Source organism: Bordetella petrii (assembly GCF_020991325.1).
Lineage (GTDB): Bacteria > Pseudomonadota > Gammaproteobacteria > Burkholderiales > Burkholderiaceae_B > Bordetella_A > Bordetella_A petrii_E.
Genome location: NZ_JAJMLX010000001.1, coordinates 41580 through 64801, shown reverse-complemented (window position 1 = coordinate 64801; position 23222 = coordinate 41580). Strand labels below are relative to the sequence as shown.

Here is a 23222-nt window from a genome sequence, read left to right as displayed (position 1 = left end):
CCGACGGCCAGGCGGCGGCCCTGCCCGGCTGGCGCGGCAACATCCGGCGCCTGACCGCCGACACCATGGATTTCCGGGCCGCGCTCGCGCCGGTGACCCTGTCGTTCGTGCCGGATGCCGCGGCCCCCCAGTGGCAATGGCAGGTGGGCGATACCCAATTGACGCTGACACTGCCGGACAAGCAGCGCATTGTCGTTTCCCACCAGGGGTCGCGCGGCGGGCCGGGGCGCTGGCAGACGGCGGGGCGCGCCGACAACCTGGTCATCAATGCGCCGCTGTTGCGGCAGGTCATGCGGGCCCTGGATCCCCAGGCGGCCGAGGCGAAGCGCCAGCGCCGCGTGAACAGCCGCCTGCCGGACGGGCAGCGCTACATCGCGCTAGATCTTTCCTGGGACCTGCAGTTCGCCGGCGCCCTGTCCGGCCGGGCGCGCGTGGTGCGCCGCGGCGGCGACCTGCGCATCCCCGGCGACCCTCCCATTCCATTGGGCCTGCAGAATCTTGCGCTGGACATCACCGCCAAGCCCGCCGGCGGCTCGGCCAGCCGCCTGGACGCGACGCTGGACGTGCGTACCCAGAAGATGGGCACGCTGGCCGGCTCGGCCTCGGCGGTATTGCTGACGCGCGCCGATGGTTCCATGGGACTGGACAGCGGCCGGCCCATGCGCGTCAACCTGGATGCCGACATCGCCGACCTGGCCTGGGTGGATCTGTTCGTGGGCGACACAATGGAAGTGCGCGGCAAGCTGCAGGCCAAAGTCAGCGCGCAGGGCACGCTGGGCGGCAAATGGTCTACCGACGGCACCATCCGAGGGCAGTCGCTGCGCGTCGTGCGCATCGACGATGGCGTGCGCCTCATCGATGGCACTTTGTCGGCACGCCTGACCGACACCCGGGTGATACTGGATTCGCTGCGTTTCCCGGCGTCGCTGCGCGTCATGCCCGACGAGTGGCGCACGCGCGAATGGATCACTCAGAACCCTGATGCCAAGAACGGTTTTGTCGAGGCTTCCGGACAATGGGATCTGGCCCAGGCGCAGGGCGCGGTGCACGTGAAGCTGCATCGTTTCCCGGCCCTGCAGCGTTCCGACCGTTATGCCATGGTGTCAGGCACGGTGGATATCGATGCCCAACTGCCGCGTATTTCCATTACGGGCGACCTCACCGCCGACGCCGGATGGTTCAGCCTGGAAATCCTGCAGGGCGTGCCCAGCCTGGATGACGACGTCCGCGTCATCCGCCCCGGCGAAGAACAAGCGCAGGGCACCCCGCTGCAAATGAGCATGAACCTGAAGTTCGACATGGGGCCGCGTTTCTACATCACCGGCATGGGGCTGGATGCGGGGCTGCTGGGCGCCATCGAGATCAATATGTCCGAAGGGCGCCTGACCGGCGTGGGCGCGCTGCGCACCCGCGGGGGCGGTATCGAGGCCTACGGCCAGAAGCTGCGCCTGCGCCGCGGCACGCTTACCTTCCAGGGCCGGCTGGACAACCCATTGCTGGACATCGAGGCCCTGCGCACCGGCGAGCTGGTCGAGGCCGGCGTGCGGGTCAGCGGCACGGCGCAGCGGCCGCGCATCGACCTGGTGTCGTACCCGGAAGTCAGCGACGTCGAGAAACTATCGTGGCTGATCCTGGGCCGGGGGCCCGATGAAAGCGGCAGCGACGCGGCCTTGCTGCTGTCGGTGGGCACCGCGCTGCTGGGCGGCGGGCAGCCGTTCTACCGGCAATTCGGCCTGGACGATGTCAGCATCCGGTCGGGGGCTATCGGCAGTTCGGGCAGCCTGCTGCCGGACCGCACCGTGGCCAGCCAGGTCACCCGCATTAGCGCCAGCGACCTGGCTACCCAGTTCCTGGTGGCCAGCAAGAATTTCTCCAATGGCATCACGCTCAGCCTGGAGCAGGCCATGTCGGGCTCGGAAACCGTGGGCCGCGCCAGTTATCGCCTGGCGCGCGGTTTGTCGCTGGACCTGAAGGGCGGCGCCGTCAACGGCATTGCCCTGGTATATCGCACCTTCTTTGATGAATAGCCGGCCACCGCCCCCCGGCTTGCGCGCCCGGGGGCGGGACCCTGGCCGCCAAGGCGATAAAATACCGGCCAGACAACCTGGGTACCCACACCATGAGCATTAAAAGCGACCGCTGGATCCGCCGCGCGGCCGAGGCCGGCATGATCGAACCCTACGAGCCCGGCCAAGTGCGCACGGCCAACGGCGGCCGTATCGTCAGCTACGGCACCAGCAGCTACGGCTACGACGTGCGCTGCGCCGACGAATTCAAGATCTTCACGAACATCAATTCCACCATCGTCGATCCGAAGCAGTTCGACGAAAAATCGTTCGTCGATTTCAAGGGCGACGTCTGCATCATCCCGCCCAATTCGTTCGCCCTGGCGCGCACGGTGGAATATTTCCGCATTCCGCGCAGCGTGCTGACCATCTGCCTGGGCAAAAGCACGTACGCCCGCTGCGGCATCATCGTCAACGTCACGCCGCTTGAACCCGAATGGGAAGGCCACGTGACGCTCGAGTTTTCCAACACCACGCCGCTGCCCGCCAAGATCTACGCGGGCGAAGGCTGCGCGCAGATGCTGTTCCTGGAAAGCGACGAAGTCTGCGAAACCTCTTACCGCGACCGCGGCGGCAAGTACCAAGGGCAGAAAGGGGTTACCTTGCCGCGTACGTAAAGGCCGGCGCCTAGCGCCAGCCCGGACTATTCGAGTGGCGGCATGCGTGGGTCCAGGTGTCTGGCTCCCGCCAGGGTGCCTGGCACCGCCCGGTGCAACTCGGTATCTGACACCCTGACGGGAGTCAGATACCTGCCGACGCGCTGGCCAGTTCCCTGCTTATTCCTTGGGTTAGCGCAGTGAGTACCAGGCGCCGAAGTCAGCGCATGGCAACGTAAGCCAGGCCGGGCAAAGTCATGGCGGATTGTTTTCCACGGTGGAAACCGCATCGTAGCCCTGGCCCAGGAACTGCAGAATGCACAGGCCATGGCCGAACGGGTCGGACAAATGGGCAATGCGACCCCAGGCGTGGGTCTGGGCGGGGTTTTCCAGCGAGGCACCGGCCGCCACGGCGGATTCCACCGCGGCATCCACGTCGTCTACCACGAAGTCCAGGTGCACCGGCGTCCAGTGGCGCGCGTAGTCCCGGCCGCCGGCCACCGTGCCGGCGGGGCGGCTGCCCTGGGCCTTGCGCAGCAGGTACAGGGGCGCGCCGGCGCCCATCAGTTCAGCACCGTCGCCGCCGAAGCGGCGCGTGACTTCCAGGCCGAATGCGTCGCGATAGAACTGGATGGCGCGGTCCAGATCGTCGACATCGATATTGATCAAGACATGCATTACAGCCCCCGCGGTGCATGTAATGTTGCGCAGACGCAACAAAAAAACGTGTCGCTACGTGTCCAGTATGGTCCCAGCAAAACGGGCAGGCAAGGCCCGTCCCCGTGGGAGCAATCCGCCCCAGGGACGCATGCAGGCCGGGCGTGACACACCGTTGATGTTCGTAACCAGGCTCGTACGGGGCCGGGAAATCCAGGCTGGCGGCGCCCTGGCGCCAAATATAATGAATTCACCTTATCGCGCGGATTGCCGGCGCAGGAGCCAATGATGTTCGGTTTCCTCAAGAAAACGCACGAAGTGGACGAAGAGGTGCAGGACGAGTTCATCGAGCGCGTCAGCGGCGCGGCCCAGGATTTCCTGGCGGCCGTTCCCGATTCCGCGCCCCTGGATTACTCGGTGGAAAGTGTCACGGCCCTGGACGCTGTGCTCGAAGACGCCCACCTGGGGCGCCTGGCCCTGACTCCCATGCAAACCGTCGGCGCGGCCGCCTATCTGTACGAAGTCGCGCGCCGCCGTTATGGCGGCCTGTACGAAGTGTGCGACGACGAAGACCCCGTGGTGCTGGTAACCGGCGAGCCCGAGTTCGATGTGTGCCTGTGCGCGATTTCGAAGGTCGAACGGCGAGTGCGCCAGGGCTCGACCGAAAAACTGCCCGAGTTCTTCCAGCATTACGTACGGGCGGTCACGTCGCGCGCGTCCGACGTCATCCGGTGACGGCGCATTTGTCCGGCATCCCGCCTGCCTGATCCGGCATTGCCTACGGCCCTGTTCAAAGCGGCCTACAATTCCCCCTTCGCCAACCGGCCGCCGCGCCGGTGCCTCATCGTGTCAACCTGCCGTCCCAGACTCGCAGTACACTCGCCTCCGTTTCGCCTTACCCCTGGAGCGCCCGCATGAAATTCCGCTTCCCCATTTTCATCATCGACGAAGACTATCGTTCCGAGAATGCCTCGGGCCTGGGGATTCGTGCGTTGGCCACCGCCATCGAAGCCGAGGGCGTCGAGGTGATCGGCGTGACAAGCTACGGCGACCTGAGTTCGTTCGCCCAGCAGCAAAGCCGCGCCAGTGCGTTCATCCTGTCCATCGACGATGAAGAGTTCGACGTGGCGTCGCCCGAAGACGTGGCCAGCGCCATCAAGAACCTGCGGGCCTTCATCGGCGAACTGCGGTTCCGCAACGCCGATATTCCCATCTATCTGTATGGCGAAACGCGTACGTCCGAGCACATTCCGAATGACATCCTGCGCGAACTGCATGGCTTCATTCACATGTTCGAAGACACGCCCGAATTCGTGGCGCGCCACATCATCCGCGAAGCGCGCAGCTACGTCGACGGCCTGCCGCCGCCGTTCTTCCGCGAACTGGTCAAGTACGCGCAAGACGGCTCGTATTCGTGGCACTGCCCGGGCCATTCGGGCGGCGTGGCATTCCTGAAAAGCCCGGTGGGCCAGATGTTCCACCAGTTCTTCGGCGAAAACATGCTGCGCGCCGACGTCTGCAACGCGGTGGACGAACTGGGCCAACTGCTGGACCACACCGGCCCGGTGGCCGAATCCGAACTGAACGCCGCGCGCATTTTCCACGCCGACCACTGCTTCTTCGTGACCAACGGCACGTCCACGTCCAACAAGGTGGTGTGGCATGCCAACGTGGCGGCCGACGACGTGGTGGTGGTAGACCGCAACTGCCACAAGTCCATCCTGCACGCCATCACCATGACGGGCGCCATTCCGGTGTTCCTGCGGCCTACCCGCAACCACCTGGGCATCATCGGGCCCATTCCGCTGGAAGAGTTCGACCCCGAGAACATCAGGAAAAAAATCGAGGCCAACCCGTTCGCGCGCGAAGCCGCGAACAAGAAGCCGCGCATCATGACGCTGACGCAGAGCACCTACGACGGCGTCATCTACAACGTGGAAATGATCAAGAAACAGCTGGGCAATTACGTCGATACCCTGCATTTCGACGAAGCCTGGCTGCCGCATGCCTCGTTCCACGAGTTCTACCAGGACATGCATGCCATCGGCCAGGACCGCCCGCGTCCGCAGGAAGCCATGGTGTTCGCCACCCACTCCACGCACAAGCTGCTGGCCGGCATTTCACAGGCCTCGCAGATCATCGTGCAGGAATCTGAATCCCGCAAGCTGGACCGCAACGTGTTCAACGAGGCGTACCTCATGCACACGTCCACCTCGCCCCAGTACGCGATCATCGCGTCCTGCGACGTGGCCGCGGCCATGATGGAACCCCCGGGCGGCACCGCGCTGGTGGAAGAAAGCATCCGCGAAGCCATGGATTTCCGCCGCGCCATGCGCAAGGTGGAATCCGAGTTCGGCAAGAACGACTGGTGGTTCAAGGTATGGGGGCCCAACCGCCTGCTGTCCGAAGGCATCGGCCACCAGGACGACTGGGTGCTGGAAGCCAACGACCACTGGCATGGTTTCGGCGAACTGGCCGACGGTTTCAACATGCTGGACCCGATCAAGGCCACCGTCATCACGCCGGGGCTGGACATGTCGGGCAGCTTCGGTGAAACCGGCATCCCGGCCGCGCTGGTGTCCAAGTACCTGACCGAACACGGCGTGGTGGTCGAGAAAACCGGCCTGTACTCGTTCTTCATCCTGTTCACCATCGGCATCACCAAGGGCCGCTGGAACACGCTGCTGACCGCCCTGCAGCAGTTCAAGGACGACTACGACCGCAACCAGCCGCTGTGGCGCATCCTGCCCGAGTTCTGCCGCGACCACCGCCGCTACGAACGCATGGGCCTGCGCGACCTGTGCCAGGAGATCCACGAAGCCTACCGATCGCGCGACGTGGCCCGCCTGACCACCGAGATGTACCTGAGCGACATGATCCCGGCGCTGAAGCCGTCCGATGCCTTCGCGCGCATGGCGCACCGCGAGGTCGAGCGCGTCGATGTCGATCAACTGGAAGGCCGCGTCACCGGTGTGCTGCTCACGCCTTACCCGCCGGGCATTCCGCTGCTGATCCCGGGCGAACGCTTCAACCGCACCATCGTGCAGTACCTGCAATTCGCCCGCGAATTCAACGAACGCTTCCCCGGCTTCGAAACGTACATCCACGGCCTGGCCGAAGAAACCGCGCCGGACGGCTCCAAGCGGTACTACGTGGATTGCCTGATCGAAGATTGACGCCGCGGCGGCCGCGGCTCAGTTGAACCGCGCTATCGAATAGGGCGCCAGCGCGGCGGCCGGCAGATCCCCCCGCATGGCACGGGCGATCAGTTGGCCGGTGTTGGCCGAGGCGGTCAGGCCCAGATGGCCGTGGCCGAAGGCGCACCACAGCCCTTCGCGGCCCGGCACCGGCCCCAGCACCGGCAATGAATCCGGCAGGCAGGGCCGATGGCCCAGCCACACTTGCGGTGCTTCGATATGCAGTTGCGGCAGTCCGGCATGCACGTGCCGGGCCAGCAGCATGGCACGGTGCAGGTTGGGCGGTTTTTCCAGGCCGCCGAATTCCACAGTGCCGGCCATGCGCAGGCCGCTTTCCATCGGCGTGATGAATACCTTGCGATCGGCCAGCACTACCACCCGGCTGGGCGCAAGATTGGGTTGAGGCAGGTGTAAGTGATAGCCGCGCTGGCTTTCCAGCGGCACCCGATAGCCTTGCCCCGCCATCAACGCGCCCGACCAGGCGCCGGCACACACGACCACTCTGTCCGCGGGCCAACTGCGGTTGCCGTCGGTCAGCAGCCAGTGCCGTGATGTGCGTTGCATGCCGCTGATGCGGGCCGCCACGATGTCGACCTGCATCTGGGCCAGGCGCGCCGCCAGCGCGCGGCCGTAACGCAGCGGTTCCGCCAGCCAGCCTTCATCCGGTAGATAGATCCCCGTGGCGTACGCCGGCCCGATATCGGGTTCCAGATCAGTGATGGAGCCGCGATCCAGGCATTCCTGGCGCAGGCCGTGGGCCCGCTTCAGTTCCCACGAGGCACTGTCCTGATCGCGCGCGCGTGTGTCCGGATACACATGCAGCTGGCCGGTGCGCCGTACCAGTTCCGGGCAACCCAGTTCGGCGGCAAGGCGCGCGTGGCTGTCCACCGCGCCCGCCAGCAGCGTGTCCAGCGCCATGGCAATGTCCCGCACGCGGCGCGGCCGGGCCGCGCCGACGAAGCGCGCCAGCCAGGGCGCGGCCCGCAGCCAGTAGCCGGCGGGAATGTGCAATGGGCTGCTGGCGTCCAGCAACATGGAAAGGGCGCCGCGCAGCACGCCGGGCATGGCCAGCGGCGCCACCGAACGTGACGATAATGCGCCCGCGTTGCCTGCCGAGCATTGCGAGGCGGGCGGGTTGGGATCGAACAGCGTTACCGTCCAGCCCGCCTGGCGCAGGGCGTAGGCCGTACACAGACCCACGATGCCCGCGCCGATGACGGCGACACTGTCTTGTCGTGCTTGCTGCATGATGCTTCAGTTCGCCTTGATGCCGATTTTCTGCGCGGCTTCCTGCCATTTGGCGATCTCGCCCGCCAGGAAAGCACGGAACTCCTCGGGGCTGCCCGGCGCGGGCTGGATGCCGCGGCTGGCGAACTGCTGCCGGATATCGTCCGATTCCAGAATGCCGCGTGTGGCCGACGACAGCCGTTGCACGACCTCTGGCGGCGTTCCGGCCGGCGCCAGCAGCCCGAACCAGGTTCCGCCGGCATAGCCGGGCACTCCGCTTTCGGCAATCGTGGGCAGGTCCGGCGCCAGGGGCGAGCGTTCGGCGGTTGCAATGGCCAGCGCCTTGACCTTGCCGGCCTTGATCAGCGGGAATACCGCGGTAACGGTGTCAAACGTGACCTGCACTTGCCCGCCCATCAGGTCTGTCAGCGAAGGCGAGCTGCCGCGATAGGGCACGTGCGTCATCTTGATGCCCGCCTGCAGGTTGAACAGCTCGCCGCCCAGGTGGTTCGACGTATTCGTGCCGAATGAAGAAAAATTCACCTTGCCCGGATGCGCTTTGGTGTAGGCGATCAGTTCTTCAACATTGCCGGCCGGAAAGTCGTTGTTGGCCACCAGGATGAACGGCACCTGGCCCACCAGCGTGATGGGCGAGAAATCGCGGTTGGGGTCGTAGGGCAGGTTGGGCGTGGTGATGCCGGCGATGGAAAGCTCGGGCGAGGCGGCGAACAGCAGGGTATAGCCGTCGGGCTGCGCCTTGGCCACCGACGATGCGCCGATCACGCCGCCGGCGCCGGGACGGTTTTCCACCACCACGGTCTGCTTCAGTGCCGTGCCCAGGCGGTCGGCCAGCAGGCGGGCCGCCGTGTCCGTACTGCCTCCGGGCGGATAAGCCACCACGATGCGGATGGGATGGGACGGGTACGCGTCGGCCGCCTGGGCGGCGGGGGCGGCGGCGGCCGAGATTGCCAGTGCGGATGCCAGTGCCGCGAGTGTCTTGATCATGTGAATCCCCTTGTGCTGTGGTTTATGCGGCAAGCCGGGCAAGGCATTGCCGTAGCGAAAGTTATTCCATATGATGTTGTTATGCAATACATGCTATTGCATTGCAATAATCAAGCAATCCGATCATCGACGCCGCGGCCTGCGCGCCGCGCTATACAGGGGAACAAGACATGAGCAAATCCACCGCCCGGCGCATCGTCATCGATGGGCTGGTGTTCCATGGCGACGGTAATCCCGAGCCCTTGCATACCGGCCAGGTAACGGCAGCCAACATTACCGTGGCACCGTACACGCAGGGTTTCGAACCGGCCTTCGATGCCATGTCGCGCTGGCTGGCCAAGGTGGCGCAACCTGACTTAGGCTGGCGGCTGGTGCTGCGCGCCGACGATATCGAGCAAGCGCAGGCGCAGGGGCAAACCGGCCTGATCATGGGGTGGCAGAACCTGCTGCCGCTGGAATCCCGCCTGGAACGCATCCGCGGCTTCCACGCCATGGGGCTGCGAGTGGGCCAACTGACCTATAACGAGGCCAATTTCGTCGCCGATGGCTGCGGCGAAGCCCGCGGCGGCGGCCTGACCGAATTCGGCCACGCCGTGGTAGCGGAAATGAACGCCGTGGGAGTGGCCATCGATCTCAGCCATTGTTCCGAAGCCACGGTGCAGCAGGCGGCAGCCCTGTCGACCAAGCCAGTGCTGCTGACCCACGCCAATGCCAAATCCATGCACGACCGCGTGCGCAATAAGACCGACGAATCGATCCGCGCCGTGGCCGCCACCGGCGGCGTCATCGGGGCCAGCATCCACGGCTTCCTGAACTGGAGCGGCGATCCCGGCCAGCCGCCCACGCTGGAAAGCTTCGCCGCGCACGTGCGGCACCTGGGCAACCTGGTGGGCCTGGAACACGTGGGTATCGGCACCGACTTCGCCTGCGTGCAAGACCCGGCGCAGGTCGATGCCGTGCTCGAGCTCAGCCGCAACTATCCCGGTCCGGCCGGGGTGTTCATCAATGCCTTCGGCAACCGGCTGGCCGACCGCTATCCCAAAGAAACACCGTCGCCGCGCGAGTTCCCGGCCATTCTGCAGGCGCTGGAAAAGGCCGGCTTCACGGGCCGCGAAATCGATGGCATCGCCGGCGGCAATTTCCTGCGCGCCTTTCGCGCGATCTGGGGCTAGGGCCATGGCGCGCACCCTGTGCCTGGCCGCGGCCCAGACCGGGCCGGTACACGAGCCCGGCAGCGCCGCCATCGTCGATAGCGCGGTGGCGCTGATCGACCGCGCCTCGGGCCAAGGGGCCGAACTGCTGGTGTTTCCGGAGCTGTTCCTGGCGCCTTTCTTCGCCTGCGGGCTGGACGCCGGCTATGACAAATACTTCATGGCGCTGGACGACCCGCTACTGGACCGGCTGCGCGGGCATGCCGCCGCGCGCCGGCTGGCGCTGGTGCTGCCGGTGGCCGAGCGCGCGGCGCGGGGATACTTCAATTCGGCGCAAGTGCTCAACGAGCGTGGCGAAAGCCTGGGCGTCTATCGCAAGACACACATCCCGGCTTACTTCCCGAACGAGCAGCCGGGCGGCACCGGCAGCTACGAGAAGTTCTACTTTGCCCCGGGGCAAGCCCTGCCGGTATTCGAGTTGTGCGGCACGCGCATCGGCATCCAGATCTGCAACGACCGGCTCTACCCCGAGGCATCGCGCGCCCTGGCCTTGCGGGGCGCACAGGTGCTGGTCATGCCGATCGCGTTCTCGACCTACAGCGACGCAGCGCGACGTGCATCGATATGGGAAGTGCCGCTGCGGGCCCGCGCTTATGAAAACGGCGCATACGTGCTGGCTTCCAATCGTGCCGGCACCGAGGGGCCGCGTCATCATCTGGGGCATAGCATGGTGGTCGACCCCTATGGCATGATCGCCGCGCGCGCGGGCGAACGGGATGACGAGCTGGTCATGCACAAGGCCGATCTGGACGAGATAGGCCGCGCCCGGGCCGCTTTCCCATGGTGGCGCGACCGCCGTCCCGACCTGTATGGCGATCTGGTCAAATAGCGGGCTATGAAATCCTCCGCATCCCACAAAGGCGAGGCCGCCACGGGCGGGCCGGGCGCCGACCGGCTGTTCGTGCTGTCGGTCGGCAAGTGCTTCCAGTTGCTGGAATGCCTGAATGCGGCCAAGCGGCCGCTGACCCTCACGGAACTGATCCAGTTGTCCGGCCTGGAGAAAAGCGCGGTCCAGCGCTTTGCGCACACATTGCGCGAATTGGGCTACCTGCGCCAGCACGCGGAGTCCCGTGCCTATTCACTATCAAGCCGCATGCTGGAATTCGGGCACACGGTACTGGCGACCGACTCGGTGAAGGAAGTGGCCGACCGGCACTTGCTGCGGCTGAACCAGCAGTGCCGCGAAACCGTGAACCTGATGGAACTGGAGGGCCGCGAGATCGTGTACGTGTCGCGCTACCCCAGTGAACACCCGGTCAGTGTCAACCTGCACGTGGGTTCGCGGCTGCCGGCATTCTGCACCGCCGCCGGCCGGGCCATCCTGGCTTTCCTGCCGGCGGGCCAGGTCCAGTCCATACTGAACGGCCCGCGCCAGGCCATGACCCAGCATACCGTCACCGGCCTGGATGCGTTGCACGACCTGCTGGGCCAGGCGCGGCGCGATGGTTACGTCATCAACAACCAGGAAGCCTTCATCGGCGACATTTCCGTGGCGGCCCCCATCGTGAACGCCGACGGCGATGTCCTGGGTGCGGTCAATATCGCCGTGCCTTCGCCCCGCTGGAGCCTGGCCCAGGCGCGCGAAGAACTGGTGCCCCAGGTGCTCGATTGCGCCCGCGCCATCCGGCGCGAGCTGGCCTAGTGTCCGGGGGGCGGTGACAGGCCCTCGGTGTCGATGCGGAACTGCGGCAAGGCCATGCCGCCGGCCAGCGGTTCGAACACGACCTGCACGCGGGCGCCGATACGCACGGCTTCGTGTGGCGACTCGATGATGTTGGCGATCATCCGGGTACCCTCGTCCAGGTCGATCGCCGCCACGATGTAAGGCAGGCGCGCCTGCAGGGAAGGGTGGGGCGCGCGATGATTGACGGTGTAGGTGTACACCGTTCCCTTGCCGCTGCAAGCCAGCCAGCGCAGTTGCTCCGACATGCAGGCGATGCAGTATCCGCGCGGGTAGAACTGGCGCGCGCCGCAAGCCTGGCATTCCTGGATGACCAATTCTTGCCTGGCCGCGGCTTCCCAGTAGGGACGGGTAAGGTCGGTGGGCAGGGGGGCGGGGCGTGGTGCGGACGTCATACTTACACTCCAAGAATCATGGTGGTATTGGCCGAAAACACCAGGCCCGGCGCGTGCACCAGGGCTAGCCTGGCGTCGGGAAGCTGACGTTGCCCGCAGTCGCCGCGCAATTGCTGCACGGCCTCGATCACCAGCAGCATGCCGAACATCCCTGGGTGGTTGTACGACAGCCCGCCGCCCGACGTGTTGATGGGGAATGGGCCTCCTGGCGCCAGTCTTCCCCCCGCCACGAAGTCCTTGCCTTCGCCGCGCTTGCAGAAGCCCAGCTCTTCGAGCGACTGGATGACGCCGATCGTGAAATGGTCATAGATCTGCACGACATCGATGTCGTCGCGCGTTACTCCCGCCATGGCTAATGCCTGGTCGGCCGTTTCGGCTACGCCGGTGTCGAGCCAGTCCGCGGTGTTGAAGGGTGTGTAGTGGTGGGCAAAGGTTTCCGCGATGCCGCGCACGTATATCGGCGGCCGCGCCAGGTCGCGCGCCCGTTCGGCCGCGGTTACTACCAGCGCGCCGCCCGCGTCGGTGACCAGGCAGCAATCTCGCTGGCGCAGCGGCTCGGCGATGAAGGCCGAGGCCAGCACGTCGTCGATGGAAAGCGGGTCGCGCTTGTAGGCCTTGGGATTGAGCATGGCCCATTGGCGGGCGGCCACCGCCACCTCGGCCAAGGCCTGTGAAGTCGTGCCGTAGCGGTGCATGTGCAGGCGGGCCACCATCGCGTAATAGCCGATGGGGCTCAGTTGTCCGTAGGGGGTGATGAACTGTCCGCGCGGGCTGCGGGCGTCTTCCGCGGTGATGCCGAGCTTGCGCGAGCCATCCGACAGTTGCGTACTGCCGTAAGTGATCAGCGCCACGTCGCACATGCCGGCGTGGATCGCGGCCATGGCGTGGCGGATATGCAGCACGTTGGACATGCCCCCCACGTTGGTCGAATCGACATAGCGGGGGCGGATGCCCAGGTACTCCGCGACTTGCAAGCCTGAAAAGCGGTCATCGGTGTGCGCGAAGATGCCGTCCACGTCTTGCAGTGTCAGCCCGGCATCGCGCAGGGCGCGGTGGGCCGCCTGGCCCTGCAGTTCCAGGGCGCTCAGGCCGGGCACCTTGCCGAGATCGGATTCGGCCGCGCCGACGATGGCAACGGATCCGGATAAGTCATTAGCCATGTGTAGCTTTCCGAGTTGATGAAAGGGGGCGGTGTTTACAGCGACCGGGCGATCAGCTCGCGCATGATCTCGGAAGAACCGCCGTAGATCCGGTTGGGCCGCACGTCGGTGTAGGCGCGGCCGATGGGGTATTCGCGCATGTAGCCGTAGCCGCCGTGGAATTGCAGAAGATCGTCGATGGCCCGGGTGGCTTCGGTGGCCCAGAGCTTGGCCATTGCCGCGCTCGCGGCGTCCAGCGTGCTTTCCATGTAGCGCTGGATGCAACTGTCGACAAAGGCGCGGGTGGCGGCCGCCAGTGCCTTGATGTCGGCCAGCTTGAAGCGGATGTGCTGGTTGTCGATCAGCGCCTTGTCGAACGCGCGCCTTTCCTTGGTATAGGCGATGGTCCAGTCCAATGCCGCCTCCAGCGCGGCGGCGCAGCGCACCGCGATCATCAGCCGTTCCCGGACGAGTTCCTTCATCAGGTAACCGAAGCCCCGTCCCGCTTCGCCCAGCAAGGTGTCTGCGGGCACTTCCATGTCTTCGAAAAACAACTCGCAAGTGTCCTGCGCCTTTTGCCCCACCTTGTCCAGCAGGCGTCCGCGCTTGAAACCCGGTGTGGCGGTATCCACCCAGAACAGGCTGATGCCGCGCGCGCCCGCCGCGGGGTCGGTCTTGGCCACGACCATCACGCGGTCCGCATGCAGGCCGTTGGTGATGAAGGTCTTCTGGCCGTTGATCAGGTACCCATGGGCGGTTTTCCGTGCCGTGCTGCGGATGGCCTTCAGGTCGCTGCCCGCGCCCGGTTCGGTCATGGCGATGGCGCCGACGATCTCGCCCTGCGCCATGCCCGGCAGAAATGCATGTTTCTGCGCTTCAGTGCCGAAGTTGAGCAGATACGGGGCCACGATATCAGAGTGCGTCGTGAAGCCGGTGATGCCGCTGGACAGGGAAGTGGCTATTTCTTCCAGCACGACCACGGTGTATAGGAAGTCCCCGCCGCCGCCGCCATATTCGTCGGGGATATTGGTAAGCAGCATGCCTATCCGGCCTGCCTTGCGCCACAGGTCGCGGGGCACTTGCCCATCGGCCTCCCACTGCGCATGCGAAGGCGCGATCTCGTCCTGGATGAAGCGCGCGATGGTCGCGCGAAACTGCTCGTGCTCGGCCGAAAACCCTTGCCGCCGATGCGTGTCGGCTTGTGTGTCCACCATGGTTGTTCCTTTCGATCGTGGCGAATCAATGCGCGATGCCGATGTCTTGGGGCCAGTACCGTTGCTTGACCAGGCGCTTGAGCAACTTGCCCGATTCGGTGCGCGGCATGTCGGTAACGAAATTGATGCTGCGCGGGCACTTGATATGCGACAGCTGTGCCCGGCAATGGGCAATCAATTCATTGGCCAACGCATCACTGGCCCGTGTCGGGTCGACCAGTTGCACCACTGCCTTGACTTCTTCGCCGAATTCTTCATTGGGCACACCGATGACCGCGACGTCGTGTACCGCCGGGTGCAGCGCCAGGCGGTTTTCGGCTTCTTGCGGGTAGATGTTCACTCCGCCGGACACGATGGTGTTGGACAGGCGGTCGGTCAGGTACAGGAAGCCTTCTTCGTCCAGGTAGCCGACGTCTCCGTAGGTGGCCCATCCGCGCCCGTTGTAGGCGTTGCGGGTTTTCTCGGGATCGTTGTGATACTGGAAGCTGCCGCCCCCGGAAAAGTAGATGATGCCCGGTTGGCGTGGCCCGAGTTCCTGGCCGTTTTCGTCCACGATATGCACTTTGCCGAATTCGGGAATGCCCACGGAGCCTTTGTGCCGCAGCCATTCGTGCGAATCCAGGGAAGTCCGGCCCACCAGTTCGGTGCCGCTGTAGTACTCATACAGGATGGGGCCCCACCAGGCGATCATGGCTTCCTTGGCCTCGACCGGGCAGGGCGCGGCGGCATGCACCGCGTAGCGCAGCGAGCCCAAGTCGTAGGCATGGCGCAAGGCCTCGGGCAACCGCAGCAGGCGGATGAACATGGTCGGCACCCATTGCGAATGCGTAATGCGATGCTCCTGGATGGCGCGCAAGGCCTGTTCCGGATCGAACTTTTCCATCATGACGCACATGCCGCCGGCGCGCAGCACCGCCATGTTCCAGCGCACCGGCGCGGTGTGGTAGAACGGCGCCGTGGACAGGTAGACAGTATCCTGGTCGAACGCCTTCCAGGCGCTGCGGGCCGATGTGTCGGCGCGAAAGAAACCATTGGCGGTCGCCAGCGGACGCCTGATGCCCTTGGGCACACCCGTGGTGCCGGACGAATAGCAGAAATCCGTGCCCTCGGGCGTTTCGGGCAGGGGCGCGTCGGCAGGAAAGCGGCCGATCCAGTCGGGGTAGTGCTCGAATCCTGCTCGCTCGTCATCCATGATGACGCATGCCGTGCCCCGTTCGCGGAAGGCGTCATACGAGACTTCCTGCAGGGTATAGCGCGAGCAGAACAGTACCCTGGCATCGGAGTCGTCCACGATGTATTGCACTTCGTCCCGCTTGAGATGCCGGCTCACCGTCACATAGTAAAGGCCGATGCGATGCGCCGCGCACAGGATCTCGAAGTAATAGGGATGGTTCTCCATGAATACCGCGATGGAATCGCCCGTCTTGAGCCCGGCGGCGAGCAGCGCGGCGGCGCATTGGCGGGTGCGCCGTTCCAGCTCGGCCCATGTCACGGCGTATCCCGATGGAGTGAGGCGATAGGCGATGCGTTCGGGCATGTCGAGCGCATGGCGTTCGATAGGTGTCATGCAGGTTTCCCCCCAGTGTTCAATCGATGATGGCGACGCCGTTGTTCAGCACCACTGCGCCGCGCTCGTGCGCCACCGCCCGGAAATGCACCGACGCGCCTCGGCGCCAGGTTTCGACCCGCAGGGTCTCGCCGGGATACATGGGCGCCGAGAAACGGACGGCGAAGCTGCGCATCCGGGCGGGCTCGACCGGGCACCAGGTCTTGATAAGCGCCCGGGCCGCCATGCCGTATGTGCACAGTCCATGCAGGATGGGGCGATCGAATCCGGCTTTGGCCGCCATCGCCGGTAGGGCGTGAATGGGATTCAGGTCGCCGTTCAAGCGGTAAAGCAGCGCGGCCTGCGGCAGGCTGGGCACCGGCACGACATGGTCGGGCGGTCCGTCCGGGGTGGCCGGAAGGGCGGGTAGCGGTTCGTCGCCGGGGCCGAATCCTCCATCGGCCCGGCAGAACGACACATGCTCGATCGTGGCCAGCGGTTGGCCGCCGGCTGCATCGGAGATCTCGCGAGCGGTGACGACCAGGGCACCCTTGTCGGCGCCTTTGTCGACCACGTGCGTGACGCGTGTCTTGCTGACGATCGCCGCCTCGGCCCGTACCGGCGCATGAAACGTCATGCGATGCTCGCCGTGCAGCAGCCGCACCCAGTCGATGCCGGTATCGGGGTGGGTGGCCCATGCGCCAGGCGCTCCCACTACCGCCAGGCGGGTGGGAACCGCCAGGGTATCCTGCTCGTGCACGAAGCGCAGGTCGTCTTCGTCCGTGGGCTGGCTGCCATAGCCCAGTGTCAGGGCATACAGGATGCTGTCCCGCGCGCTGTAGTGGTCGGTGCGGTCATCGAAACGCCAGTTCCGCAAACGTTCGTATTGAATGGCCATACAGTCGTGATCCTTTGCAAGGGCTTGCGGCGGGCCGCGGGTTATTGCACTTTGATGCCGGCAGTCTGGATGACGTCGCGCCAGCGTTCGGTTTCCTGGTGCACGTAACGGTCGAATTCCTGGCTGGTTCCGCCCATGGGGTCCCCGCCTTGCTTGGTCAGCGCCTCGCGCACGCCGGGGTCGGCCAGTACCTGTTCCAACGCTGCGTTCAGGCGCTGTACGCGTTCCGGGGGAGTCTTGGCCGACACGAACAACCCCAGCCATGTGCCGCCGGCCAATTGGGGATAGCCCAGTTCGGCCACGGTGGGAACGTCGGGCATCAGCGGGCTGCGCTCCTTGCTGAACACCGCCAGCGCCCGCAGTCGACCGGACTCGATCATGGGCTTGGCCGTGATCATGTTGTCGACCATGAAATCCACCTGGCCGCCGACCAGGTCGGTAATGGCAGGCGCCGCGCCCTTATAGACCACGTTGATGGCGGATATGCCCAGCTCTCTCTTGAGCACCTCGCCGATCAGGTGGCTGGAAGCACCCATGGTGGAGATGGCCATCGCGATATCGCCGTCCCGGGATTTGGCGTAAGCCTGCAGCGTGTCCAGGTCCTTCACGGGCAGGGCGGGATTGACGACCAGCACGCTGGGCATGGAAATGACGCCGATCACGGGGGCGAAGTCGTCCATCTTGTAGGGCAACTTGCTGTACAGCGAATAATTGGCGGCGTTCGGGCCCAGGCTGCCCATCACCAGGGTATGGCCGTCCGGAGCTGCGTTCAGCATGCCCTGCATGCCGATGATGCCGCCTCCGCCGGGCATGTTCTCCACCACGACGGGTTTGCCCAGTTGCCGGGACAGCCGCTCGCCCACCAGCCGGCTGGTCAGGTCCAGGATGCCCCCCGCGGAACTGGGGGCGATGATGCGTATCGGCTTGGACGGGAAATCCGGGGCGGCCGGTGCCGGTGCCGCCAGCAGTGCCGTCATGCAGATGCCCATGGCCAGGATGGTTTTCTTCAGAAGTCTCATGTCGTTCTCCTTCACGGCGGCTAGTCCAGCTTCAAGGCGTTGTCGGCGACGAGCTTGTTCCATTTCTCGAATTCCGAACGCAGGAAGGCTTTTGCTTCCACTGGCCCGCCACGCATGGGCGATGCATACAGGCGCTCGGTATAAGCAGGGGCTTCGGCGCCCGCGTTGATGTCCGCCACTGCCCGGCTCAGCCGCTGCACGGCGTCATCCGGCACATTGGCGGGCGCCACCAGCATGTACGAGGCGCCCACGTTGAACCCCTTCAGCCCGGACTCGTCCAGGGTGGGCACGTCCGGAAAGACCTTCATCCTTTCCAGGCCGGTCACGGCCAGGATCCTGAGTTTTCCGGCCTGCACCAAGGGCACTTCGGTGGACACGCTGCCGAACATCATGTCGATATCCCCGCCCATCAATGCGACTTCGGCTGGCGATACCCCCTTGTAGGGCACATGTGTCAGCTTGGCGCCGGTCATGGCCTTGAACAGCTCGCCGGACAGGTGGATGGACGAACCTACTCCCGCGGAACCGAAGGTCAGGAAAGAATCCGGCTGGGTGGCTGCCCGGATGATGTCGTCCACGCTCTTGAAGGGCGAGTCCGGTGGCACCACCAGCATGTTGGGTGTGGAGGCGATCAGGGCGATTGGGGCGAGATCCTTGTCCCAATCGTAGGAATTGCGCTTGAGCGCCGCATTGGAGGCAATGTAGTTGGCCCCCATGGCAATGGTGTAGCCATCGGGCTTGGCCTGCGCCAGCGATTGGATGGCCACGTTGCCACCGGCGCCGGGGCGATTTTCCACGATGAAGGGTTGACCCAGCTTGCGCGAGAGCTGTTCGGCATAGAAACGGGCAAGCAGGTCGGTGGCGCCTCCGGGGGCGAATCCCACGTAGACCTTGACTGGCTTGTCCGGGTACTGGGCATGGGCGGGCAGGGTGCCCGCCATTGCCAGGCTGATTGCAGCCATGGACAACAACTTCCCGACTGACATGTGTCACCTCCTGTTTTTTATAAGTGTCATGCCGCAATAAATACGACATGTCGGAGATTATAACGACACACCGAATTTCATTGCAATGAAATCCGGCAATACGTATACTTCTTCCGTATATCGTAATTGAGTGCCGGATGGTCCGGCACGGGCCGCAGGGCCATGACAGTCAGGCTTTCAAGGGGAAAAAATGGATTTGCAACTTACGGGAAAAGTCGCTTTGGTCACGGGGTCGGGGCGCGGCATTGGCTACGCGTCGGCGCTGGCCATGGCGCGCGAAGGCGCGCGGGTGGTCATCACCGATATCAATCCGCAGGCGGTCGAATCGGCCACCGCCCAACTCAGGCAAGCCGGCTGCCAGGCGCTGGGCGTGGTGGCCGATGTCTGCGACCAGGGGCAGGTGCAAGCCCTGGCCGACCAGGCCGTGGCGGAGTTCGGTTCAATCGACATCCTGGTGAACAATGCGGGCTTCACGCGCGACAAATACCTGGCCAAAATGCCCGAAACGGATTGGGACGCCGTGGTGGATACGATCCTGAAAGGGGCTTATTACTGCACCAAGGCCGCGCTGCCTTCCATGATGGAAAAGCGCTGGGGCAGGGTGATCAATATCGCGTCCCGGGCACATCTGGGCAACCCCGGCCAGACCAACTACTCGGCCGCCAAGGCGGGGCTGATCGGCTTTACGCGCGCCCTGGCCTATGAACAGGGCAAGTTCAATGTCACGGCGAACGCGATCGCGCCCGGGTTCGTGGAAACCGACCTGATCCGTGCGTTGTCCACGTACGAAACACTCAAGGCCAACGCCCTGGCCCGCCAGCCGGTGCAGCGGCTGGGCGCAGTGGAAGACATTGCCGATGCGGTCGCGTTCCTGGCTTCAGAGCGCGCCGGGTTCATCACCGGCGAAACCCTGCACGTTACGGGCGGGCGCTATTCGAGCTGAAGCGCTATCAGCAATCCATATCAAGAACCGGAGACAACCACCATGCCTTCTTCCTCGACCCCGGTCGCCGCGCCGACGCTGCCCGATGTAGGCTATGCGTTCGAATCGGCCGGGCGCACGATTTCCGAGGCCGACATCGTCCAGTTTGCCTGCCTGTCGGGCGATTTCAACCGCCTGCATGTGGATGCCGAATATGCGAAGTCCACACGCTTCGGCCAGCGTATTGCCCATGGCTTGCTGGTCTTGTCGGTGCTGTCCGGCCTGACGACCCAGGCCGTGGCCTATCGGGGCCTGGAGCCCCTGGTACTTGCGCTGATCGACCTGAATTGCCGCTTTCCCAAGCCCACTTTTATCGGCGATACGGTACATGCGAGGATCACTGTGATCGACCGCGCGGACGATGCCAAACCCGGGAGGGTCAAAGTGGTCTTCCGGCGCGAGGCGGTCAACCAGCGCGGCGAAGTGGTGGTGCAGGCCGATTTCGCCATGCTGATGCGCGATGCCGGAGCCGCCGTATGAAGCCCTTCGCCGACCTTTCGCGTTTTATCAAGCCCGCCAATGTGGCGGTGGTGGGGGCGTCGCCGCGTCCTACCAGCCAGGGCGGCCGCCTGTACGAGAATCTACGGCATCATTCGCGTATTCCGGGCCATGTGTATGCCGTCAATCCGGCGTACGGCGAAATCGACGGCCAGCCCTGCTGGCCATCGATCGAAGCGCTTCCCGAAGGGGATATCGACGTCGCGTTGGTAATCGTCAATGCCGCGCGCGTGCTGGATACCTTGCGCCAATGCGCGCAACGCCGGATCCCTTACGCCATTGTCATGTCATCCGGCTTTTCCGAGGCCGGCGAGGCGGGCCGCGCCCTGGAGCAGGACATCGCGCAACTTTGCCGTGACACCGGGCTGCATGTCTACGGGCCCAATTGTCCCGGTTTCGTCAATGTCCGCGATTGCATCGGCATGACATTCTCGCCGGCTTTCAAGCATGACCTGAATGCCGGCGCTATCGGCCTCGCCACGCAGGGCGGAGGGCTCGGGCGAAACCTGCTGCAGGGGCTCAGCCACGGACAGGGGGTGGGGTTGTGGTTCTCCGCGGGCAACGAAGTCGATCTCGAAATCCCGGATTTCGTCGCATGCATGGCCCAGGACCCACAGATCCGTGTCATCGGGCTGCTGATGGAAGGTATCAAAGATGGCCGCCGCCTAGTCGCGGCGCTGAAACTGGCCCGCGAGCGCGGCAAACCCGTAGTGGTGCTGAAGATCGGCCACTCCGAGGCTGGGGTTCGCGCCGCTCAGTCGCATACCGCCTCAATCGCCGGTAGCGCCGCGATCAACAGCGCGGTGTTCCGGCAGTTCGGCGCGATCGAGGTCGACGACCTGGACCAGCTGCTGGCGGTGACGCGGCTGCTGGCGGTGGGGGCGCCCAAGCCTGGCAGCGGCTTGTGCATCTATACCTTTTCGGGCGGAACGGCCGCGTTGGCAACCGACATCGCAGGCACGGCTGGCCTGCCCATGGCGGCGTTCGCGGAGCACACCCGTGCCAGTCTCCAGTCGTTGCTTCCCGGCTTCGCCAATATCGCCAACCCGGTCGATACAACCGCCGATATCCTGCGCGACCAGGCTGCCGCCAGCGAATGCCTGAGGGTGGTTTGCGACGATCCCAACGTTGGTGCTGTGCTGTTCCCCATTCCCATGGATTACGGAGCGGTTACCGACAGCATCGCCCGCTCCATCATTGATGTATCGCGCTTGACCCGGACCCCCATCATTCCGGTATGGATGAGCCGCCGCATGGGAGACGGGTTTCAGCTGCTGGAAGAGCATGGGCTGCAGCCATTCTTGTCGGTGTCGGGGGCCATCGCCGCCCTGTCGCGCATCTGGCCGTCGGGTGCCGTTGCCCAGCCCGGTAATTCCCTTGCGCCTACCGCTGCTTCTGCCGAGCCGGCGACTGCAAGGCATCAACTGAGCGAGGCACAAGCCAAGGCCCTGCTGCGACAGGCGGGCTTGCCGATGCCCCGTCACGAAATCGCCGCCAGCCCGGAGCAGGCCGCCTCGATCGCGGCGCATATCGGTTTTCCCGTCGTGATGAAAATCGTCAGCGCCGATATCGCGCACAAGACCGAATGCGGTGGTGTGCGTTTGAATATCCGCTCCGAAACCGACGCCGTCCAGGCGTACGAAGATATCTGCAAGGCCGTGGCGCGCGCCGCGCCCACGGCCCGTATCGACGGCGTGCTGGTCGAGGCCATGCTGCCCGCCGGCGGGCACGAAGTCTTGCTGGGCGTGCACCGGGATCCGGCCTTTGGGTTGGTCCTGACCTTCGGGCTGGGCGGAATTTTCGTGGAAACGCTGCGCGATACTGCGCATCGGATGATTCCCCTGCGGCGCCAGGATGCCAGCAACCTGCTGGCGGAAATCCGCAACGCCGCCATCCTTGCCGGAGTTCGGGGCCAGCCGCCCGGCGACCTGGCGGCATTGGAGGACTTGATCCTGAAGGTGTCCGCATTCGCCGAACACCATGCCGATACGCTGCTGGAACTGGAACTCAATCCCGTCTGGCTGGGGGCCGCGGGCCAGGGTGTCATGCCGCTGGACGCACTGATCGTGACAACCGGCGAACCCTTGCGGTTCGCCACAATGCCCAAGGAAGCAACATCATGACGATACGCACCAGAATTGGCTATGCCACCAGGCAGGACATCTTCGTGCGGGGCAAGAATCTGTCAACCGACATTATTCCCGGCGCCGACTTCGTCGACATGATGTGCCTCTGCATCCTGGGCCGTTATCCCGAGCCGCGTTTCAAGCGCATGATGAACGTCATCCTGGTGACCTCGTGCGACCACGGCTTCACTCCCATTTCGATGGCCGGGCGGCTGACTTTCCTGGGCGCCCCGGAATCGCTGCAAGGCGCGGTGGCGGCGGGCTTGCTGGGAGCGGGCGACAGGTACCTGGGCGTGACGCAGAATGTGGCGCAGATGTTGTCCGACGAGGCCCGCGGCCTGGCCGATGACAGCCCGGCGGACGCTTTCGCGGTACGCGCGCGCGACTTGCTGGCCCGCTACGCGGCGCAGAAGAAGCGCATTGCCGGAGTCGGGCATCCGATCCACGTCGACGGCGACCCGCGGGTCGAGGCGTTGCGTGGCGTGTCGCAAGATAATGGCTACTACGGCAAGCATTGGAAGCTGTTGGATGCCATTGCCCAGGTCAACCATGCCGAATTCGGCAAGTTCCTGCCGATCAATGGCGCCGGGGCAATGGGCGCCATCGCGGCTGAAATGGGGCTGGATCCCAAGGCAGCCCGTGGCCTGGCGCTGGTAGGCCGCACGGCGGGCCTGATCGCGCATATCATCGAAGAGGCCGGCACGCCGGTAGCGCCCGACATGTGGAAACTGGTACTGGATGCGGAGCAAGCAAAAAATGAATAATCCGCGGGAATGGCC

General features: G+C 64.9%; 21 protein-coding genes. 11 read left to right on the top strand and 10 right to left on the bottom strand.

The window, feature by feature from the left end; all coding sequences use genetic code 11:
* The coding region (locus LPZ50_RS00330; protein WP_230656270.1) for a translocation/assembly module TamB domain-containing protein at positions 1-2027 on the top strand (2027 nt) is incomplete at its 5' end.
* 92 nt (positions 2028-2119) lie between these two features.
* Positions 2120-2683: a dCTP deaminase gene (gene dcd, locus LPZ50_RS00325; RefSeq protein ID WP_230656266.1), complete on the top strand. Its 564-nt coding sequence runs from the start codon at positions 2120-2122 to the stop codon at positions 2681-2683.
* Positions 2684-2917: 234 nt separating this feature from the next.
* Here dcd and LPZ50_RS00320 read toward each other — a convergent pair whose 3' ends face one another.
* Entirely contained in the window at positions 2918-3340 is a 423-nt protein-coding gene (locus LPZ50_RS00320) for a VOC family protein (RefSeq protein WP_230656262.1), read from the bottom strand.
* 267 nt (positions 3341-3607) lie between these two features.
* Here LPZ50_RS00320 and LPZ50_RS00315 point away from each other — a divergent pair, with 267 nt between their 5' ends.
* A complete protein-coding gene (locus LPZ50_RS00315) occupies positions 3608-4054 on the top strand; it encodes a hypothetical protein (RefSeq protein WP_230656275.1) in 447 nt (148 codons plus the stop codon).
* 179 nt (positions 4055-4233) lie between these two features.
* Positions 4234-6495, top strand: a complete 2262-nt coding sequence (locus LPZ50_RS00310) for an arginine/lysine/ornithine decarboxylase (protein WP_230656259.1) — start codon at positions 4234-4236, stop codon at positions 6493-6495.
* An 18-nt stretch (positions 6496-6513) separates the two neighbouring features.
* Here the strand turns inward: LPZ50_RS00310 and LPZ50_RS00305 are convergent, their stop codons facing one another.
* On the bottom strand, positions 6514-7764 hold the full coding sequence (locus tag LPZ50_RS00305) for an NAD(P)/FAD-dependent oxidoreductase (RefSeq protein ID WP_230656256.1): 1251 nt from the start codon (positions 7762-7764) through the stop codon (positions 6514-6516).
* A gap of 6 nt (positions 7765-7770) precedes the next feature.
* Positions 7771-8748, bottom strand: a complete 978-nt coding sequence (locus tag LPZ50_RS00300; protein ID WP_230656253.1) for a Bug family tripartite tricarboxylate transporter substrate binding protein — start codon at positions 8746-8748, stop codon at positions 7771-7773.
* A gap of 170 nt (positions 8749-8918) precedes the next feature.
* Here LPZ50_RS00300 and LPZ50_RS00295 point away from each other — a divergent pair, with 170 nt between their 5' ends.
* The 3 genes from LPZ50_RS00295 to LPZ50_RS00285 are packed head-to-tail and all read left to right on the top strand — an operon-like array spanning position 8919 to position 11601.
* Positions 8919-9920 (top strand): dipeptidase, encoded by a 1002-nt coding sequence (locus LPZ50_RS00295; RefSeq protein ID WP_230656250.1) that lies wholly within the window; start codon positions 8919-8921, stop codon positions 9918-9920.
* Between the two features lie 4 nt (positions 9921-9924).
* Positions 9925-10788 carry a carbon-nitrogen hydrolase family protein gene (locus tag LPZ50_RS00290; protein WP_230656247.1) on the top strand — a complete coding sequence of 288 codons (864 nt, stop codon included), beginning with the start codon at positions 9925-9927 and terminating at the stop codon, positions 10786-10788.
* Positions 10789-10794: 6 nt separating this feature from the next.
* A complete protein-coding gene (locus tag LPZ50_RS00285) occupies positions 10795-11601 on the top strand; it encodes an IclR family transcriptional regulator (protein WP_230656244.1) in 807 nt (268 codons plus the stop codon).
* On the opposite strand, the gene LPZ50_RS00280 is transcribed toward LPZ50_RS00285, so the two are convergent.
* Genes LPZ50_RS00280 through LPZ50_RS00250 form a run of 7 tightly spaced genes read right to left on the bottom strand, consistent with a single transcriptional unit; the run spans position 11598 to position 18837 of the window.
* Positions 11598-12035 (bottom strand): Zn-ribbon domain-containing OB-fold protein, encoded by a 438-nt coding sequence (locus LPZ50_RS00280; RefSeq protein WP_230656241.1) that lies wholly within the window; start codon positions 12033-12035, stop codon positions 11598-11600. The genes LPZ50_RS00285 and LPZ50_RS00280 overlap by 4 nt on opposite strands.
* 2 nt (positions 12036-12037) lie before the next feature.
* Positions 12038-13195: an acetyl-CoA acetyltransferase gene (locus LPZ50_RS00275; protein WP_230656238.1), complete on the bottom strand. Its 1158-nt coding sequence runs from the start codon at positions 13193-13195 to the stop codon at positions 12038-12040.
* A 35-nt stretch (positions 13196-13230) separates the two neighbouring features.
* Complete coding sequence (locus tag LPZ50_RS00270) at positions 13231-14388, bottom strand: acyl-CoA dehydrogenase family protein (protein WP_230656235.1); 1158 nt, start codon at positions 14386-14388, stop codon at positions 13231-13233.
* Positions 14389-14413: 25 nt separating this feature from the next.
* Positions 14414-15955, bottom strand: a complete 1542-nt coding sequence (locus LPZ50_RS00265; RefSeq protein WP_230656232.1) for an AMP-binding protein — start codon at positions 15953-15955, stop codon at positions 14414-14416.
* Between the two features lie 19 nt (positions 15956-15974).
* Positions 15975-16832: a MaoC family dehydratase gene (locus tag LPZ50_RS00260; RefSeq protein ID WP_230656229.1), complete on the bottom strand. Its 858-nt coding sequence runs from the start codon at positions 16830-16832 to the stop codon at positions 15975-15977.
* Positions 16833-16873: 41 nt separating this feature from the next.
* Complete coding sequence (locus LPZ50_RS00255) at positions 16874-17851, bottom strand: Bug family tripartite tricarboxylate transporter substrate binding protein (protein ID WP_230656226.1); 978 nt, start codon at positions 17849-17851, stop codon at positions 16874-16876.
* Between the two features lie 20 nt (positions 17852-17871).
* Positions 17872-18837 (bottom strand): Bug family tripartite tricarboxylate transporter substrate binding protein, encoded by a 966-nt coding sequence (locus tag LPZ50_RS00250; RefSeq protein ID WP_230656223.1) that lies wholly within the window; start codon positions 18835-18837, stop codon positions 17872-17874.
* A gap of 190 nt (positions 18838-19027) precedes the next feature.
* On the opposite strand from LPZ50_RS00250, the gene fabG reads away from it, so the two are divergent.
* The 4 genes from fabG to LPZ50_RS00230 are packed head-to-tail and all read left to right on the top strand — an operon-like array spanning position 19028 to position 23207.
* The gene (gene fabG / locus LPZ50_RS00245; protein ID WP_230656217.1) at positions 19028-19780 is read left to right on the top strand and encodes a 3-oxoacyl-ACP reductase FabG; all 753 of its coding nucleotides are present in this window, start codon (positions 19028-19030) and stop codon (positions 19778-19780) included.
* Between the two features lie 42 nt (positions 19781-19822).
* Positions 19823-20299 (top strand): MaoC/PaaZ C-terminal domain-containing protein, encoded by a 477-nt coding sequence (locus LPZ50_RS00240; RefSeq protein ID WP_230656214.1) that lies wholly within the window; start codon positions 19823-19825, stop codon positions 20297-20299.
* Positions 20296-22440, top strand: coding sequence for an acetate--CoA ligase family protein (locus LPZ50_RS00235; RefSeq protein ID WP_230656211.1), 2145 nt, complete (start codon positions 20296-20298; stop codon positions 22438-22440). The genes LPZ50_RS00240 and LPZ50_RS00235 overlap by 4 nt, the downstream gene beginning before the upstream one ends.
* Positions 22437-23207, top strand: coding sequence for a citryl-CoA lyase (locus tag LPZ50_RS00230; RefSeq protein WP_230656208.1), 771 nt, complete (start codon positions 22437-22439; stop codon positions 23205-23207). Before LPZ50_RS00235 ends, LPZ50_RS00230 begins: the two co-directional genes overlap by 4 nt.
* The last annotated feature ends 15 nt before the right edge of the window (positions 23208-23222 follow it).